General features: G+C 71.2%; 10 protein-coding genes. 6 read left to right on the top strand and 4 right to left on the bottom strand.

The annotated features are described in order from the left end of the window. Positions 1-57: 57 nt before the first annotated feature. From FRANCCI3_RS17680 to FRANCCI3_RS17665, 4 genes are all read left to right on the top strand, one after another. Entirely contained in the window at positions 58-1,338 is a 1,281-nt protein-coding gene (locus FRANCCI3_RS17680) for an acetoin utilization protein AcuC (protein WP_011437881.1), read from the top strand. A 47-nt stretch (positions 1,339-1,385) separates the two neighbouring features. Continuing rightward, the gene (locus FRANCCI3_RS17675; protein ID WP_011437880.1) at positions 1,386-4,004 is read left to right on the top strand and encodes a bifunctional GNAT family N-acetyltransferase/acetate--CoA ligase family protein; all 2,619 of its coding nucleotides are present in this window, start codon (positions 1,386-1,388) and stop codon (positions 4,002-4,004) included. A 530-nt stretch (positions 4,005-4,534) separates the two neighbouring features. Beyond that, complete coding sequence (locus FRANCCI3_RS17670) at positions 4,535-7,939, top strand: SpoIIE family protein phosphatase (RefSeq protein WP_236701452.1); 3,405 nt, start codon at positions 4,535-4,537, stop codon at positions 7,937-7,939. 203 nt (positions 7,940-8,142) lie between these two features. Continuing rightward, positions 8,143-8,967 carry an ABC transporter ATP-binding protein gene (locus FRANCCI3_RS17665; RefSeq protein WP_011437878.1) on the top strand — a complete coding sequence of 275 codons (825 nt, stop codon included), beginning with the start codon at positions 8,143-8,145 and terminating at the stop codon, positions 8,965-8,967. 403 nt (positions 8,968-9,370) lie between these two features. Here the strand turns inward: FRANCCI3_RS17665 and FRANCCI3_RS28315 are convergent, their stop codons facing one another. After that, positions 9,371-9,697, bottom strand: coding sequence for a hypothetical protein (locus FRANCCI3_RS28315; protein WP_049760977.1), 327 nt, complete (start codon positions 9,695-9,697; stop codon positions 9,371-9,373). A 664-nt stretch (positions 9,698-10,361) separates the two neighbouring features. On the opposite strand from FRANCCI3_RS28315, the gene FRANCCI3_RS17655 reads away from it, so the two are divergent. Continuing rightward, complete coding sequence (locus tag FRANCCI3_RS17655; RefSeq protein ID WP_011437876.1) at positions 10,362-10,703, top strand: histone-like nucleoid-structuring protein Lsr2; 342 nt, start codon at positions 10,362-10,364, stop codon at positions 10,701-10,703. Between the two features lie 221 nt (positions 10,704-10,924). Here FRANCCI3_RS17655 and FRANCCI3_RS17650 read toward each other — a convergent pair whose 3' ends face one another. Then, entirely contained in the window at positions 10,925-12,331 is a 1,407-nt protein-coding gene (locus FRANCCI3_RS17650; RefSeq protein WP_035731599.1) for an aminopeptidase P family protein, read from the bottom strand. Positions 12,332-13,457: 1,126 nt separating this feature from the next. On the opposite strand from FRANCCI3_RS17650, the gene FRANCCI3_RS17645 reads away from it, so the two are divergent. After that, positions 13,458-14,918 carry an LCP family protein gene (locus tag FRANCCI3_RS17645; RefSeq protein ID WP_011437874.1) on the top strand — a complete coding sequence of 487 codons (1,461 nt, stop codon included), beginning with the start codon at positions 13,458-13,460 and terminating at the stop codon, positions 14,916-14,918. On the opposite strand, the gene FRANCCI3_RS17640 is transcribed toward FRANCCI3_RS17645, so the two are convergent. Then, the gene (locus FRANCCI3_RS17640) at positions 14,912-15,970 is read right to left on the bottom strand and encodes a YihY/virulence factor BrkB family protein (protein ID WP_235462931.1); all 1,059 of its coding nucleotides are present in this window, start codon (positions 15,968-15,970) and stop codon (positions 14,912-14,914) included. The two genes, FRANCCI3_RS17645 and FRANCCI3_RS17640, sit on opposite strands and share 7 nt — an antisense overlap. A 233-nt stretch (positions 15,971-16,203) precedes the next feature. Continuing rightward, entirely contained in the window at positions 16,204-16,404 is a 201-nt protein-coding gene (locus FRANCCI3_RS17635; protein ID WP_011437872.1) for a DUF7455 domain-containing protein, read from the bottom strand. Between the last annotated feature and the right edge of the window lie 96 nt (positions 16,405-16,500).

Genomic DNA, 16,500 nt, shown 5'->3' with positions numbered 1-16,500 from the left:
TCCTCGTCATCGACACCACCGCTATCTCTGGGAGCGTGATCGGGCTACGGTCGACAGATGGGTGTCCCGGGCGATTCCGAGCGGCGGACCGACGGCCGTCCGCAGGTCGAGCCGCAGGTCGAGCCGACGGTCGTGGCCTGGGATCCGGTCATGGCCGGCTACGACTTCGGGCCGACGCATCCGCTGCATCCCGTGCGGCTCGAGCTCACCATGGACCTCGCCATGAGTCTCGGTGTTCTCGACGCGCCGGGCATCCGGATCTCCAGGCCGACCCTCGCCTCCGACGACCTCATCGGCCTGATCCACGATCCGGTCTACCTGAGCGCGGTCCGCGCCGCGCCCGACCCGGCGCAGGCCAGGTTCGCGGCCCTGTTCGGCCTGGGCACGGCCGACAACCCCATCTTCGAACGGATGCACGAGGCCGCCGCACTCATCACCGGTGGCACGATCGAGGCGGCACGGGCGGTGTGGAGCGGGCCGCCGCGGCACGCCGTGTCGATCGCCGGCGGGCTGCATCACGCGATGCCGGGAATGGCGAGCGGATTCTGCATCTACAACGACCCGGCGATCGCGATCGCCTGGTTGCTCTCCGCCGGAGCCGCCAGAGTGGCGTACGTCGACGTGGACGTGCATCACGGCGACGGCGTGCAGACGGCGTTCTACGACGATCCGCGGGTGCTCACCATCTCCCTACACCAGACGGGGAGTACCCTCTTCCCGGGCACCGGATTCCCGACCGAGGTGGGTGCTCCCGCCGCGGAGGGCACCGCGGTGAACGTGGCGTTGCCCCCCGCCACCGGCGATGCCGGCTGGCTGCGCGCCTTCTCCGGGGTGGTGCCGGTGCTCCTGCGGTCCTTCCGGCCGCAGGTGCTGGTGACCCAGCACGGCTGCGACACGCACGCCTTCGACCCGCTGGCCGATCTGGCGCTGTCGGTGGACGGCCAACGGGCCTCCTACGACCTGCTGCACGCGCTGGCCCACGAGGTCTGCGACGGACGCTGGCTGGCCTGCGGCGGTGGCGGGTACGCGCTGGACACGGTCGTGCCGCGGGCCTGGACGCAGCTGCTGGCGATCGCCGGCCACGTGCCCCTGGATGCCGGCCGCGCCCTGCCGGAGGACTGGCGCTCCGCGGCGCCGGGACGGGTGCGGGCGGCGACCGGGCAGAAGTCCGTCGGAGCCGCCGCCATGCCCCGGACGCTCGGGGACGGGGTGAGTGTCCGGTATCGTCCCTGGGACGCGGGAGAGGGAGACCCCGACGATCCGTTGGACCGGACGGTGGCGGCGACCCGGCGTCAGGTGCTGCCGTTGCACGGCCTCGACCCCACCGTCGACCGCTGAGCCCTGCGTGAGAGCTGAGCACTGCGTGAGAACCGGGTGAGCGCCGCGTGAGCACCGAGCCTCCGGTCGTCTATCCGGCCGAGTGGGAGGCCGACGTCATCCTCAGTGACGGCGGCACCGCCCACATCCGCCCGATCCTGCCGACGGACGGCCCGCTGTTGCGGACCTTCTGGACCCGGCTGTCGACCCAGTCGATCTACTTCCGGTTCTTCGCCGTGCGCCGTGCCCTGAGCGACGCCGACATCCACCGGATGACGACCGTGGACCAGCGGCTGCGCGGCGCCATCGTCGCGATGATCGGCGACGACCTGGTCGCGGTCTCCCACTGGGAGAGCACCGCCGCACGGCCGACCGAGGCGGAGGTCGCCTTCCTGGTGGAGGACGCCCAGCAGGGACGAGGGCTGGGTTCGGTGCTGCTGGAGCATCTTGCCGCCGCGGCCTGGGACCGTGGGATCCGCCGCTTCGACGCCGACGTGCTCGGGGAGAACCAGCAGATGATCCGGGTCTTCCTCGATGCCGGTTACACGGTCTCGAGGACCTGGGACTCGGGCGCGGTCCGGCTGTCCTTCGAGATCACCCCCACCCAGAAGTCGGTCGGGGTGATGCGGGCCCGGGAGCACCATGCCGAGGCCGCCTCGATCGGTCGGCTGCTGCATCCGCGCGCGATCGCCGTCATCGGTGCGGGGCGGTCTGCCGCGTCCGTGGGCAACGCGGTCCTGCGTCACCTGCTCGCCGGCGGTTTCGACGGCCCCGTCTACCCGGTGAACCCGGCGGCGGCCGCGGCCGGCGGCGCGGTGGCGTCGATCCAGGCCTACGCCGGCATCGAGGACGTGCCGCGTCCGGTCGACCTGGCCGTGGTGTGCGTGCCGCCCGCGCAGGTGCCCGACGTCGTCGCCGCCTGCGGGCGGGCGGGAGTCTGGGGGCTGGTCGTCCTCACCGACCAGCGCGACGCCGCCGCAGACGCGGCCCTGGTGGCTGAGGCCCGGGCGGATGGCATGCGGGTGGTCGGCCCGGCGAGCATGGGCATCCAGAATCCGGCGGCGGGGTTGAACGCCTCGATGGTGCCCCGGATGCCCCCGGCCGGCCGCATCGGCTGCTACTCCCAGTCGGGTCCGTTCGGCGGGGCCATCCTGGCGGCGGCGGCCGCGCGCGGGGTCGGTCTGTCGGTCTTCGTCTCCGCCGGGGACCGGGCCGACGTGAGCGGCAACGACCTGCTCCAGTACTGGGAGGAGGACCCCGAGACCGACGCGGTGATCATGCATCTGGAGACCTTCGGTAACCCCCGCAAGTTCGCCCGGCTGGCCCGGCGGGTGGGTCGGCGTAAACCAGTGATCGTCGTGTACTCCGGCCGTTCGACCCTTGACGACGCGCTTCTGCGGCAGGCCGGGGTGATCGGCGTCGACCAGGTCTCCCAGGCGTTCGACGTCGCGCTGCTGCTCACCACGCAGCCGCTGCCCGCGGGCGGTCGGGTCGCCGTCGTCGGCGACTCCCGGGCCCTGGTCCGGCTGACGGCCCGCGCCGCCGACGCGGCCGGGCTCAGAGTCGAGGAGGTGCTCCTCCCGGTTGGCAGCTCCCCCGGGGACCTCACCCGGGCGTTGACCTCCGCCGCGGACCGGGCGGATGCGCTGATCGCCACGCTGGTCCGGCTGCCGCCCTCCCCGGCCGGGCCGATCGCGGTGGACGCCGTCGCGGCTGCCGCGACCATCGAGATCCCGGTTCTCGCCGCCGTGCAGGGGGTCGAGATGCCCGGCGAGCTCGCTGGCATCCCGGCCTATTCGTCGCCGGAGGCTGCCGTCGCCGCGCTGCGCCGGGTGGTGGGCTACGCCCAGTGGTGGGCGCGCCCGATCGGCACCGTGCCGACGACGACGGTGCGAGCAGACGAGGCGCGTTCGCTCGTCGCCGGACTCACCGGTCGCCTTCCGGAGGATCGGGCTGCCGCCCTGCTGGACTGCTACGGCGTCACGGTGGAGCCGGCCGTCCTGGTGACGTCCCCGCGCCGGGCCGTCGAGGCGGCGGGCCAGCGCGGCTATCCGGTGGCGCTCAAGGCGCGGTCGCGGCCCTACCGGCATCGTCCGGACCTGCGCGGTCAGCGTCTCGACCTGCCCGACGCGGCAGCCGTGCGGGCGGCATGGGCGTCGCTGCGCTCCCAGCTCGGGGCGGAGGTGCCGATTGTCGTCCAGCGGATGGCCCCGGTCGGCGTGTCGGTGGTTGTCGGTTCCGAGGAGCATCCCCGGTACGGTCCCCTGGTCTCGTTCGGCCTCTCGGGCCCCGCGACCGAGCTGCTGGAGGACCGCGCACATCACATCCTTCCCCTCACCGACGTTGACGCGGCGCGCCTCGTGCGCTCGGTGCGGGCGGCGCCGCTGCTGCTGGGATACCTCGGCTCGACGCCGGTCGACATCGCCGCGCTGGAGGACCTGCTCCTCAAGATCGCCCGGCTCGCCGACGACGTGCCGGAGGTGGTTCATCTCACGTTGGATCCAGTGATCGTGTCGACCGGGCGGGTGACCGTGCTGTCCGTGGAGATCGTTGCTGGACCGTCGGCGCCCCGCGCGGACGTCGGACCTCGGCGGTTCTGGACACCGAACCACCCGACTCCGGACGGGGCGACTATCCGGGGTGGTTCAGCACAACATGCGCACGCCGTCCACAATCGTCTCCCATGACGTCGCCGCACTCCGCGCAGCCGCCTGTCCGGCCCGCTTCCGGCGCATTCCCGATGCTCTCCCCTGATTCTGCGGGAGTTGCCGGGGCGCCTGGTACCCCCGTAGAGGGGATGCCTGGGCAGGCGTCTCTCGTGCCGATGTACCGGCCGGCGAACGTTGGGCTGTCGGAGGCGCTGCCGGGGGACCTCGGGTCGGTGGATCTGGGGTCGGTGGATCTGGGGTCGGTGGCCGCGGGGCCCGCGGGTGCGCGCTTCTCCGTGAGCCCCCCGGGATCCGCCTCCCCGTCATCGGGCGTTGTTCCGTCCGGCCAGGGGGATGTCTCCCCGGGACCGAATCCGGTCACCCGATCCCAAGGGGGACCGTCGGCTGGCCCACACACCAACCCCGCCCCACACACCAACCCCGCCCCACGCGCGCATCCCGGCCCGAACCAGGTCCCCGGCCCGAAGCACGCTCCCGGCCCGGAGACCGGCCCCGGTCAAGACCGGGGAGCCGACCCCGAGCTACCCGGACTACCCGAGGGCTGGCCCATGGTCGCCCGGCCGGCCGCTTCGGCCGTGACCGCCGAGCCGGTCACGCGGGACGTCATCGACGGCACCGAGCCGCGCCGCGCGCCGGAGGCGCCAGGGATGCGCCGGTCCGATCCGGCGGGGCTGCCGGGGCGTGTCCGGTCCGCTTTCCCCCTGCCCGGACACGCCCCGGGAACCGACCCCGCGGCCACGTTCGTGATGCTGGACGCGCTGTTCGCGTGGGCCCCGGTCGGTCTCGCCCTGCTCGACCGGGCCGGGCGGTTCCTGCGGGTCAACGACACACTTGCCCGGTTCGACCGCCGGCCGGTCCACGAGCACCTCGGCCGTACCGTCTCCGAGCTCCTCGGCGACACCGGCCAGGAACTCGACGCTCTGCTGGCACGGGTACTGCGCACCGGCGAGCCGGTGGTGGACTTGGAGGTCATGGTCGCCACCGATGGTTCCGGGCCGCCGCAGACGTGGCTCGCCAGCTGGTATCCGGTGAACGACCCTCAGGTCGGGCTGGTGGGCGTGGCGTTCGTCGCGATCGACGCCAGCGGGACGCGGGCGGTCGAGGGGGAGCGGGCGCGGGCCGACGCACGTTACCTCGGCCTCGTGGACGCCGCCGCGGTGGACGTGTTCCACGCCGAAGGCGACGGGGCACTCGATGCCGATCTGCCCCGCCTGCGGGCCTTCACCGGGCGGCATCCGGCGGAGCTGGCCGGGTTCGGCTGGCTCGGCGTGGTCCACCCCGACGACCGGGAGCGGGTCGGGCGCGCCTGGCACGGGGCGATCGAGCACGGTGAGACCTTCGAGGCCGAGTTCCGGATCTCCGGTGGCGGAGGCGACCGCACCGCCATGCGGGTGGTCGAGGCCCGCATCGTTCCCATGCCGGCGGCCGGCCGGCCGAACAGCCGGCCCAGCGAGTGGCTCGGGGTGATCCGCGACCTCACCGAGGTACGCGCCGCCGAGGCCGACCGGGCCACGGCCGACCAGCGGGCCCGGATCGCGACGGAACGGGCCGAACAGACCGCGACGTTGGCCGTGGCGCTCGCCCGGACCCTGACCGTGGACGACGTCGTCGCCACCGTCCTCGACGTCGGGGGGCGGATGGCCGGGGCCGCCGGCCGGGGCGTCGCGCTCGTGGACGAGGCGCACGACCGGCTGCTCTTCCACGCCCCGCCGGGTCCCGCCGACGGCCTCGCCCGCTGGTCGGAGGTGGCGCTGGGGGCGGTACATCCGGTGGCGGAGGTCATGCGGGGCGGTCGTGCGCTGTTTCTCGTCGACCGCGACGAGCTGCTCGCCCGCTGGCCGGTGCCGGAGGTCGCCGACGTCGCCGCCGCGGCGGGTGAGCATGCCTGGGCGATGCTGCCGCTGGCCGTCGGGGGCGGCGCCCCCTTCGGCGTGGTGACCTTCGGGTTCCGCCAGGCGCGGGAGTTCACCGCCGCTGATCAGGCGTCCCTCATCGCGATCGCCGACGCCTGCGCGCAGGCCCTGGAACGGGCCACCGGCTACGAACAGCTCGCCGCCGACGCCGCGCGCGGTCATCGGACCCTGGCTGCGACGCGCGAGGCGCAGGCCGCCCTGGCACTCGCCGATCGACGCCTTCAGCTGCTGGGGCGAGCTACCGGGATCGTGGCCGCGGCCGTGGAGCCTCCCGTCGCCCTGCGCTCCCTGGCCGAGTTGATCGTCTCGGAGGTCGCCGACCTGTGTGTTGTCCAGCTCGTCACTGGCACACCCGCTCCCGTCCCGGCGTCCTGGAGCGCTGCCGCGGTGTCCGTCCGGGCCGGGGACGCGGCCGGGGATAAGGCCGGGGACGCGGCCGGGGATAAGGCCGGGGCCGAGGAGACGGCGGGGGACCGGGCGGCAGAGCCGGTGCCCGAGCTGCGTCCACTCGTCGTCCTGGCCCGTGACGGGCTTGGCACGGTGCCTCCGTTCGCCTCGGGGGCCGGCGCGGCGACGTCGCCGGCGAGTCCGTTCGCCCGGGCCGCCCGCCGGGGCGAACGGCTGATCGTCGCACTGACAGCGGGCGAGTGGGATCCGCCGGCCGACGCCGAGCGGTGGATCCGCCAGGTGGGGGCCCACACGATGGCTGTCGTACCCGTGGTACGGGTCGGCCACGTCGTCGCCGTACTGAGTGTGACCGCCGTTGCGGATCGACCTCCGTTCACCGAAGCGGATCTGCTCTTGCTGACCGAACTCGCCGCCCGGGTGGGGGTCGTCCTGGACCGGATCGATCGGGGGGCCGCCGAGCGCAGCAATGCGCTGGCACTGCGCGAGGCGTTGCGCGGTTCTCCACCCGCCGTCCCGTCCGGGCTCGAGGTGGCCACCCGTTACCTGCCCGGCGGGGTCGATGACGACGCCGGTAGCGACTGGTTCGACGTGATTGACCTGGGAGCCGGGCGAGTCGCCCTGATGATCGGCAACGTGATGGGCCGAGGGATCCGGGCGACCGCGGTGATGGGGCAGCTGCGCGCGGCGGCCCGCACCTGCGCCCGTCTCGATCTTCCCCCGGCCGAGGTGCTGACGCTGCTGGACGGCATCGTCGCGGACCTGCCCGGGGAGGAGATCGCCACCTGCATCTACGCGGTCGTTGAGATCGACAGTGGGGTGCTGACGCTGGCGAGTGCCGGGCACCCGCCGCCCCTGGTCGTCGCGCCGGACGGGTTGGTCTCCAGGCTCTACATGGCGGTGGGATCTCCACTCGGGGTGGCCCGGTCGGACGTGACCGAGTACACGGTGCGACTGGGACGGGGATATCTGATCGCCCTGTTCACCGACGGGCTCGTCCGGGGACGTGCGCGCGACCTCGACGCCGGGGTCTCGCAGCTCGCGGCCGCGCTCGCCCGCGCCAGCGACAGGTTCACCGCGAATCTGGACGACCTGGTCACCACGGCGTGTGCCGGTCTCGGTCCCGCCGTCGCCCCCGGCCCAGTGGGTTCCGGGGCGGCCGACGGGGCGGCCGACGAGGTGGCGGCCGATGACGTCGCGCTTCTGTTCGCCCGGTTGCCCGTTGAACCGACGGCCGCGGCGGCCCTCCTGGACGTCACCTTCGACGGTGCGGCGAGCCTGCGCGCCGTGCGGGCTCAGGCCAGGCTCGCGCTGGAGAACGCGCCGCTGGCCTCGGAAGTCGTCGACACCATCGTTCTGGTGCTGTCGGAGCTGGCGAGCAACGCGGTGCGGCACGGTCGCCCACCACTGTCGGTGCGGCTGCGGCTGCTGGGCGACCGGGCCGTCGTCGAGGTCGCCGACGGTGGCGGCCGGGTGCTGCGGCGGCGCCACGCCGCGGCCGAGGATGAGGCCGGCCGCGGGCTCGGCCTGGTCTCCCAGCTCGCCGTTCGGCATGGCGTCCGTCCGGTCCCCGACGGGAAGGCCGTGTGGGCCGAGATCGACCTGACCGGGACGACCCCGCCCGAACCGGACTGACGCCATGGCCAGAGGGTCAATTGCGTGGTCTGTTATATCTGTCCGATTTACCTCAGTCCGGCGGGTGAATCCGTCCGGACGGCCGGGGCGGGGCTGCCCGGGTGACGGGCTGACCTGCCGGCTACGGCACGAGACGGCCTGATACGGGTGGACCGGCCGTCCCGGCGGCATCAGGAAGTCTGGTGTCGCGTAACGTGAGCTGCATGCCGGACGCGGTGCTGCGCCTCGACAATGTCAATGTCGTGCGAGATGGGTCATACCTGCTCAGGAACGTGTCGTGGGCGGTGTTCCCTGGCCAGCGCTGGGTGGTCCTCGGTCCCAACGGCGCCGGGAAGACGACCCTGCTGCAGGTGGCCTCGGGCCGGCTGTTTCCCACCAGGGGCACGGTCGACCTGCTCGGCGCCCGTCTCGGCAAGGTCAACCTTCTCGATCTACGATACCGGGTGGGTGTCGTCAGCCCGGCGCTGGTGGAGACGCCACCCGCCGACGAGCGGGTACTCGACGCGGTGGTGACCGCCGGCTGGTCCGTGCTGGGCCGCGCCGACGAGGAGTACGACGAGGTCGATCTCACCCGCGCGGCCGGCCTGCTGACCCAGTTCGGGTGCCGTGGACTGGTCGACCGTCGGTTCGGAACCCTCTCCGAGGGAGAGCGCAAGCGCGTGCTCATTGCCCGGGCCCTCATGACCGACCCGGAACTCCTCCTGCTCGACGAGCCCGCCTCCGGGCTCGATCTGGGTGCGCGGGAGGCGTTGATGCGGCGGCTCACCCGCTTCGCGGCCGACCCCATCGCTCCTGTCCTCGTCCTCGTCAGCCACCACGTGGAGGAGATCCCGGTCGGGGTGACCCACGCGTTGCTGGTGCGCGGCGGCCAGGCGCTTGCGGCCGGTCCGGTCGCGCAGGTCCTCACCGCGCAGGCGCTGTCCTCCTGCTTCGGGATTCCGTTGGAGGTCGGCGTGGCGGCCGGTCGCTACACCGCCCGGCTTGCCGCTGGACCGCCTCCCCGGCATCCGGTATCCGCCTCGGTCTGAGTCTGTGCCGCGGGGCTGAGTCTGTGCCGCGGGGCTGAGTCTGTGCCGCGGGGTGTTTGTCCGTTCAGGGGCCGATCGGCCGTGACCGGGGTCGGTCGATGGTCGGACGGGGTCGGTCGATGGTCGGATGACCACGATCGGCGGGGTGCGGTGACCGTCCCGACGTGATCCGGTCCCGAGTCACCGCTCGGTCCCGGCGTTTCGCGTACGGTCCGGTGGGCCGTCCATCCCCGTCAAGCGGCCTCAGCCCGTCGTAGCGCGCCTTTTCCGGTATCGCCGGTGTATTTTTTCGCGGCGGCCGTCGTGCTCCCTCTCCGAGGCTCGTCCGTTCGTGGGCCGGCCGGCGACCCGGACGGACGCTGACCGCCGGTTGCCCCCGGACCCGTCGCTGGTTGGCCGTCGTTCATCGTTCGTCGAGCAGCTCCCACAACCATCCCGACCGTCGCACACCCGCGCCGAGCGACCTCAGCCGGCCGGCAAGTTGCCGATCCGAGGTGATGACGACCACGGGCGCGACCGCGTCGCGCGCCGCCGCCACGATGGCGTCGTCGCCGTGCCCGGGGGCGTGCACGACGACGATGGTCGGTGCCGCGCGGTCCGCCCTCGCTGGAACGTGGCGGCCCTTCTCTGGCGCGACGTCCGCGGGCCGGACCTTTTCGGGTGTGATCTTTCCGGGCCGTACGGTTCCCTCGGGAACTCCGGCCCGTGCCGCACCCTCGAGAACGACCACGATCCGCTCAGGCCATTCCGGCCTCGATGATGGCCGCGGGTGCGTGCCGGGACGGGTGATCCGCGCCGAAATAGCGTCGACCAGCCGTCCGGCCGCTCCTGGGCGGTCCCGCCACCACCCGTCGGGCCGGGAGCCAATCACGTTGGCACCGTCTACCACCCACGTGCGCGGGTACTCGTCCGTGGGTCGGCTCATACCGGCGGCGCCGGAATCAGGGGTACTCATCCGGCGCGGCGATCCCCTTTGGCATTCGTACCGGTCGGTTCCGCTCGCGGCACCACCACCCCAAAGGCGCCGGCGGCTGTTGCCCGCCGTTTGCCGGGCAATCGTCCACGGGAGTCGGTAGACGAACACGATCGGTGTCCCAAGGTCGGAGGACATGGACGCCGCTCGGTCCACGCCTGCCCAACTGTCCGCTTGCGGTCGGCCTTTCGACTGGGAAGGTGTGATTCGCAGAACATGATCATCCCTCTATCATGTGGAGCTTGCTCCCTGTCTTTGGGTTCCGCACTCCGACTGCCAGGGCGGCGTGCGTTGAGCGCTGACTTCGTCTTCGGCGACCCAAGCCTGCGAGCCCGACGAACCAGGCGTGACAGTTCCCCGCGTTCTCGTGGTAATAATAGACGCGTGAGTTCTGCGGTCCGCTGACCTGAAGGAGAGTGGCATGGCCCAGAAGACCATCGTCTCGTTGATTGACGATCTCAGTGGAGAAGAGGCCGACGAGACCGTCCGGTTCGGACTCGACGGTGCGCAGTATGAGATCGACCTGTCGGAGAAGAACGCCACGAAGTTGCGTGAGTCGTTGGCTCCGTTCGTCACCGCGGCTCGCCGTTCCGGCGGTCGGGCGGCGGGTGGCCGGCGTGGTGTGCGTGCCGCTTCGCGCCGTACCGGCGGAACCGACCGTACCGCCGACATTCGTGAGTGGGCGCGCAGCAACGGTTACACGGTGAGTGACCGGGGGCGTATCGCTTCCAACATCGTCGAGGCGTACGACAAGGCCCACTGATCCTGGTCTTGACTGCTTTTCCGGGGTAGGGACCGGAGCAGTGGAACCCCTTGTAGCGGTAGTGCCCGTGGTATTGGACGACGGGCCGCGCGATCCGGCGGACCGAAGATCGTGTGATCAGGTTTTGCATGGTCAGGTTCCTGCCACACCGACCGGGCCGGTGTGGCAGGAACTATTGGCGTTGCCGCTGACGCAGTCCGTCGCCAGATCTGTTCGTTCCGTCAGTTCGGCAGCTGCCGGGCCATCCAGTTTTCGACGTCTTCCGCGGTTCGCGGAAGTGCGGCGGACATGTTCCGCCTTCCATCCCTGGTGACCAGGATGTCGTCTTCTATCCGGACGCCGATGCCTCGCAGTTCCGGCGGAACCATCAGGTCGTCCGGCTGGAAGTACAGGCCCGGTTCGACCGTCAATACCATGCCCGGTTCCAGCGCCGCGTCGCGATAGGTCTGGTCGCGCGCCTGCGCGCAGTCGTGCACGTCCAATCCGAGCATGTGCGACGTGGAGTGCAGGGTATAGCGGCGATGGACGCCCGCTCCCGGGGAGCGTGGGTCCTCGGTCAGCGACTCCTGCGCACTGACCGGCAGGAGCCCCCAGTCGTCGAGCGCCGTGGCGATGACCCGCATGGCGGCCCGGTGCGGCTCCAGGAAGGACGCTCCCGGCCGGACCGCGTCGATCCCGGCCTGCTGGGCGCGAAGAACCACGTCATAGACCTGGCGTTGCACCTCGGTGAACCGTCCGTTGATCGGAAGCGTGCGGGTGACGTCGGCCGTGTAGAGGGACCGTCCCTCGACCCCCATGTCGAGCAGGGCGAGATCACCGGCGCGTACCGGCCCGTCGTCGCGGACCCAGTGCAGCGTCGTGGCGTGGTGGCCACAGGCGACGATGGAACCGTATCCCACGTCGTTGCCGTCCACCCGGGCCCGCCGCCAGAACGTCCCCTCCAACCATCGTTCTCCGTTGGGCAGGTCCATCGCCCGACCGATTTCTCCCACGCACTCGGTGAAGCCACGCACGGTCGCGGCGATCGCCTCGTCCAATCGGGCGATCTCGAAGTCGTCCTTGAGCAGCCGCAGCTCGGAAAGGGCCTGTGCGAGGGCCAGATCGCGGTCGGTTCCTGGTCCACCCCGGCCGGACCAGCGCAGCACCGAACCGTCCACGACCGGATCGACTCCGCGTAGTACCCGGGTGTTTCCCGGTGCCAACCGCGCGAGCGCGTCCGCGAGCTCCGTGAGCGGCCGGCATTCGATCTCCAGCTGTGCCGTGGTCTCCCGAACCCCCGGTCTGGGACCGACCCACAGTTCCCCGTATCGCCGGTCGGTGTAGAAGGCGGAGCTCGACCGGTCGGACCGCCCGGCGACATAGAGCACCGCATCATGCTCACCGGCCGCGTTGGGTAGCAGAACCAACACGGCATCGGGTTCATGGCAGCCGGTCAGCCAGAAGAAGTCACTTCCGGGACGGAACGGAAAATCTGTGTCGTTTGCCCGTACCCGCAGACCGCCGCTCGGCACCACAAGCGCGTCCGCCGGGAACCGCGAACCCAACAAGGCGCGACGTTTCGTGGTGTAGGGTGCGCAGTCATCGCGGGATGGCACAGCGTCGTCAATCGGCGCCCACCCGGTCGACATAAATCGCCGGAACGCCGCGTGTGGTTCCTCGTCGTGGTTGGCCTGTCCGGGTTCGCGCACGGAATCATCCGATGCCGGAGGTTCACTGGCCCCGGTGGGGACAACGCCCGGCTCGTCGGTCGTGATGAGGTTCGGATCACGCCCGGCCGGCGCGCTCTCGGGCACCCCCGTGCCGGTCGGTGGAGGTGAGCTTTGGTGGGACTGGGCACTCATACCGTTAACGGTAGGCCCCGTTGCGGACGGCGGGTAGCGCGAGGCGCACCGCCATGCCCGGCGCGTTGGCCGGACTTCTCGTCGTTGGTCCGCCGGGCATTTGGTGCATCGCGCCGCCGCGGTGATGCCGGGCCGATGTGGGCGGTCGCGTCGCGACCTGGGCCCGAACGCCGCTACCCACTTCGCCGCCTTCGGACCCTTCCATGAAGACTGTTCCTCCCACCTCGGGTGAGTTAACGAGGGCACGCAATCGGTTGTGGGAGATCTGGGGGATCCGATCGGTTGTGACCTTCCGTCGTGGACTGTTAACTCATCTGCCGGTCGGCGGGGAAGGCGGGTCCACGTTGCACGGATCGAGTCGGTCCGGGGGCGGACGTCCTCGGTGTGCCGTAATGCCGGTCCGATAGCCACCGGCATCGTGCGATTCGGGTGCTGTGCTCGATTCGGGTGCTGTGCTCGATTCGGGTACTGCACTCGATTCGGGTACTGCACTGCGTGTCGCGAACACCATCGGGTACCGGCATCATTGTTGCGCATCCCGATACCGGTGGCTGTCGTCGGGATCGCAGGATCGGGATCGGGCCCGCGACCGGTCTCGATGCTCGGCGTCAGCCGGGGTCCGCCGCCGCTCGGCTCGGCCGGGACGGTCCGGGCGGCACCGTCGGAGTCCGCACGGTCCGCGGGCCGGCCGGGGGCCTGCGAGGTCGTACATCCGACAACCCCTCGGGAATGCCATGACGCCCGTCACCCGTCACCATCGAAAAGACTGTCCGGGAGGGTTCCGGTCCGTCCGCGCCCACGTCGTGCCAAGGTGGTCCGGCGGGTTCGCGCCGGTGGTGGACGGTGCCGACCCCGGGCGGCGCCACTGGCGCGGATGATCTCATCCCGGTGGATGAGGGAGGAGGACGCGGCCATGACCTGGCCTCCGGATCGTCCGGATCGTCCGGAACGGTACGGGCCGACGGCGGGACGCCGGGACGGCGAGCGGCCTGGCCGGTCCGTCCGTGACCCGCGGGACCCACGCCGGGCCCCTGAGGAGGACTGGCCCGTCGGGCAGTGGCCGCGCCGGGAGCACCGGCCCGCTCCGCGGGGTCACGATGATGACGAGCCGCGCGTACCCCCCGGCGCCTACCCCGATCCCTACGGCCGGTACCCCATCGATCACCCGGCGGCCGAGCCCCGGTATGACCGGCCGGCCCCGGAGGGTCCCGTGGCACCCGGGCAGGGCGGCTTACGGCGCGGTCTCACCGCCATGGCCGCGGTGTTGGCGACCCTCGTCCTGATCCTGGCGACCGGTGGCTGGGCCGTGCTGAAGCACTACGACGGTAGGGTGCATCACATCCCGCTGGCCTTCTCCGCCAGCGCGGACCGGCCGGCGTCCGCATCGGGCGGAACGCAGAACATCCTGCTCGTGGGGTCGGACACTCGGACGGGGACCAACGGCGAGTTCGGCCAGGTCGAGGGGCAGCGGTCGGACACGACCATCCTCGCCCACCTCGACGGCGACGGTTCGACGACTCTCATCTCCTTCCCCCGGGATCTGTGGGTGCGGATTCCCGCGTACACCGACGCGGCGGGCACGCAGCACGCGGCGCAGCGGTCCAAGCTGAACGCCGCCTTCTCCTACGGCGGGCCGTCCCTGCTCGTGGCCACGATCGAGAACCTCACCGGGATCCGGGTCGACCACTACGTTCAGATCGACTTCATCGGCTTCCAGGGGATGACGGACGCCCTCGGCGGGGTCACCGTCTGCATCAAGGAGCTTCCCCCCGAGCTGAAGGCACGGGGTTTCGACAACCTGCACGACCATTACTCCGGGTTTTCCGGTCAGGTCGGCGAGAACACGCTGAACGGGGCGCAGGCCCTCTCCTTCGTCCGGCAGCGGTATGGCCTACCCGAGAGCGACATCGACCGCATCCGCCGCCAGCAGCAGTTCCTCGGTGCCGTCTTCCAGCGGATCGCGTCGACGGACACCCTGCTCAACCCGGCGAAGCTGCTCGGGGTGGTCGACTCCGCCACCTCGGCGCTGACGCTCGACGAGGCCACCTCCCTCGCCGACCTCCGGTTTCTCGCGGTGCGGATGCAGTCGATCGGATCGGGCGGCGTCGCGTTCACGACGGTGCCGGCGGCAGCTGGCACCCGCGGGGGGCAGAGCGTCCTAGTTCCTGATCCAGCCCAGCTGGGCACCTTCCTCAAGCCCTTCGGCGGTCGTGTCGCCGACGGGAGCTCCACCGGCGCACTCCCGGCCGGCGCGGGGGGTGGCTCCTTCGCCGCGGTACCGGTGTCCGCCGCGGTACCGGTGGTCTGGTCCCCGACCAGCGCGGCGGGAAGGTCCGTCCCGGGTGACGCGGGCGGGGTGTCCTGCACCTATTGAGGCGGCCTCAAGGCGTTCAGCGCCGAGTGGCTGCCCCGGCGGCGCGGTGGCTGCTCGTCCAGCGCCGCGTTGAGCTCCGCGCCCAACAACACGGCCAGCGCGGTGATGTAGAAGAACAGCAGCGCCGCCACCGGTGATCCGAGCGAGCCGTAGACCAGTTCGTGACTGAACACGATCTCCAGGTAGTACCGCAGCACGCCGCTGCCCACGAGCCAGCAGACGAGCGCGAGGATCGCTCCGGGCAGCGCCCGCCACCAGGGTCGGCGTACCGGCAGCGAGAGGTGGTACAGCGAGGTCAGCATCGCCAGGGCCACGAGTCCCACGACCGGCCAGTAAAGCAGTGTGATCAGGGTACTGACGAGGGGATGGCGACTGGCGTCGAAGATCCGCGAGATCAGTTCGGGCCCCAGGACCAGCGCCGGCAGGAGGATGACCCCGCTGGCCACTTGGGCGAGAAACAGCCACAGCGCCAGGAGCCGGCTGCGTACCGCCGAGCGCAGCTCGCGCTGGCCGTAGGCGATGGTGATGGTGTTGACGAAGGTCGCCATCGCGGTCGACCCGGTCCACAGGGACAGCACGAAACCGATGGAGATCACATCCGGTCGGCCACGGGAGAGGATCTGGTCGATGGTCGGGCGCACCGCGTCGTCGACCACCGATTCGGTCAGCAGGCCGCCGGCGCCGTGAAGGATGCTCTGCCGGGCGCTGTCGAGGGCGTCGGCTCCGATGGCGTCACCGACGTAGCCGAGCGTTCCCAACAACGACAGCAGGAGTGGGGGCAGGGACAGCAGCTGCCAGAATCCCGCCTCGGCCGCAAGCCCCAGGACCCGGTGCCGCCAGGCATTGGTGATGGTCCGATGGGCCAGTCGCAGGGGTCCTCGGGGCAGCCGGCGGCGCTGGCGATCCAGCCGGTGGAACAGCGTGCTGCGCCGGATGGCGGTCCAGGTCGCGGCGTGACGGTTTCTGGCCCGCGTTAGCAGCCCGGGATTCACCTCGACGACCACCCTGCGCAGCAACACCATCCAGCGGCCGCTCACCGGGGACGATGCCACGGGAGCCGGTGTTTTGTTTCCCGCGGCGGACACGGCCCCCACCGTATGGCCTGGCGTTCCCGGGTGCCGAAGGGCACCCGGGAACGGAGTGGATGATCGCGGCGGAGGCCGCCCGGAGTAACGGATGGGCCGCCGGCCAGCGGCGAGGGAAGTGGTCAGGGATCCTGGATACGCCAAAAGGGACACATCGCTAGATCGTGATGTGCCCCTTCAGGGTGCCTGGGCGGCCGAGTTCAGGACACGCTGAGTTTGTCGGTCTCGTCGTGATACTCAACAGCCATCTCACGCAGCTTCGAGTCGTGCGACTTCGCGTGGTGCCGGCAGAACAGGAGATCGCCGCCCCCGGGCAGCACGACCCGCACGTAGGCCTGGGCACCGCACCGGTCGCAACGATCAAGATTGGTCAGCGTCGGCTTCGTGATAGTCCCTGTCACATCTACTCCAACTGTGTTAGGCGGTCAGACGTTCCAACTGACCATGTGACGGTTTACTCACAGCCGGCTCTCGTGGCGTCGTTGCATCCAGAGCGG

Source organism: Frankia casuarinae, from assembly GCF_000013345.1.
Classification (GTDB): Bacteria; Actinomycetota; Actinomycetes; order Frankiales; family Frankiaceae; genus Frankia; species Frankia casuarinae.
Note: the sequence above shows the minus strand (reverse complement) of the source record. Positions and strands in the feature narration are given on the sequence as shown.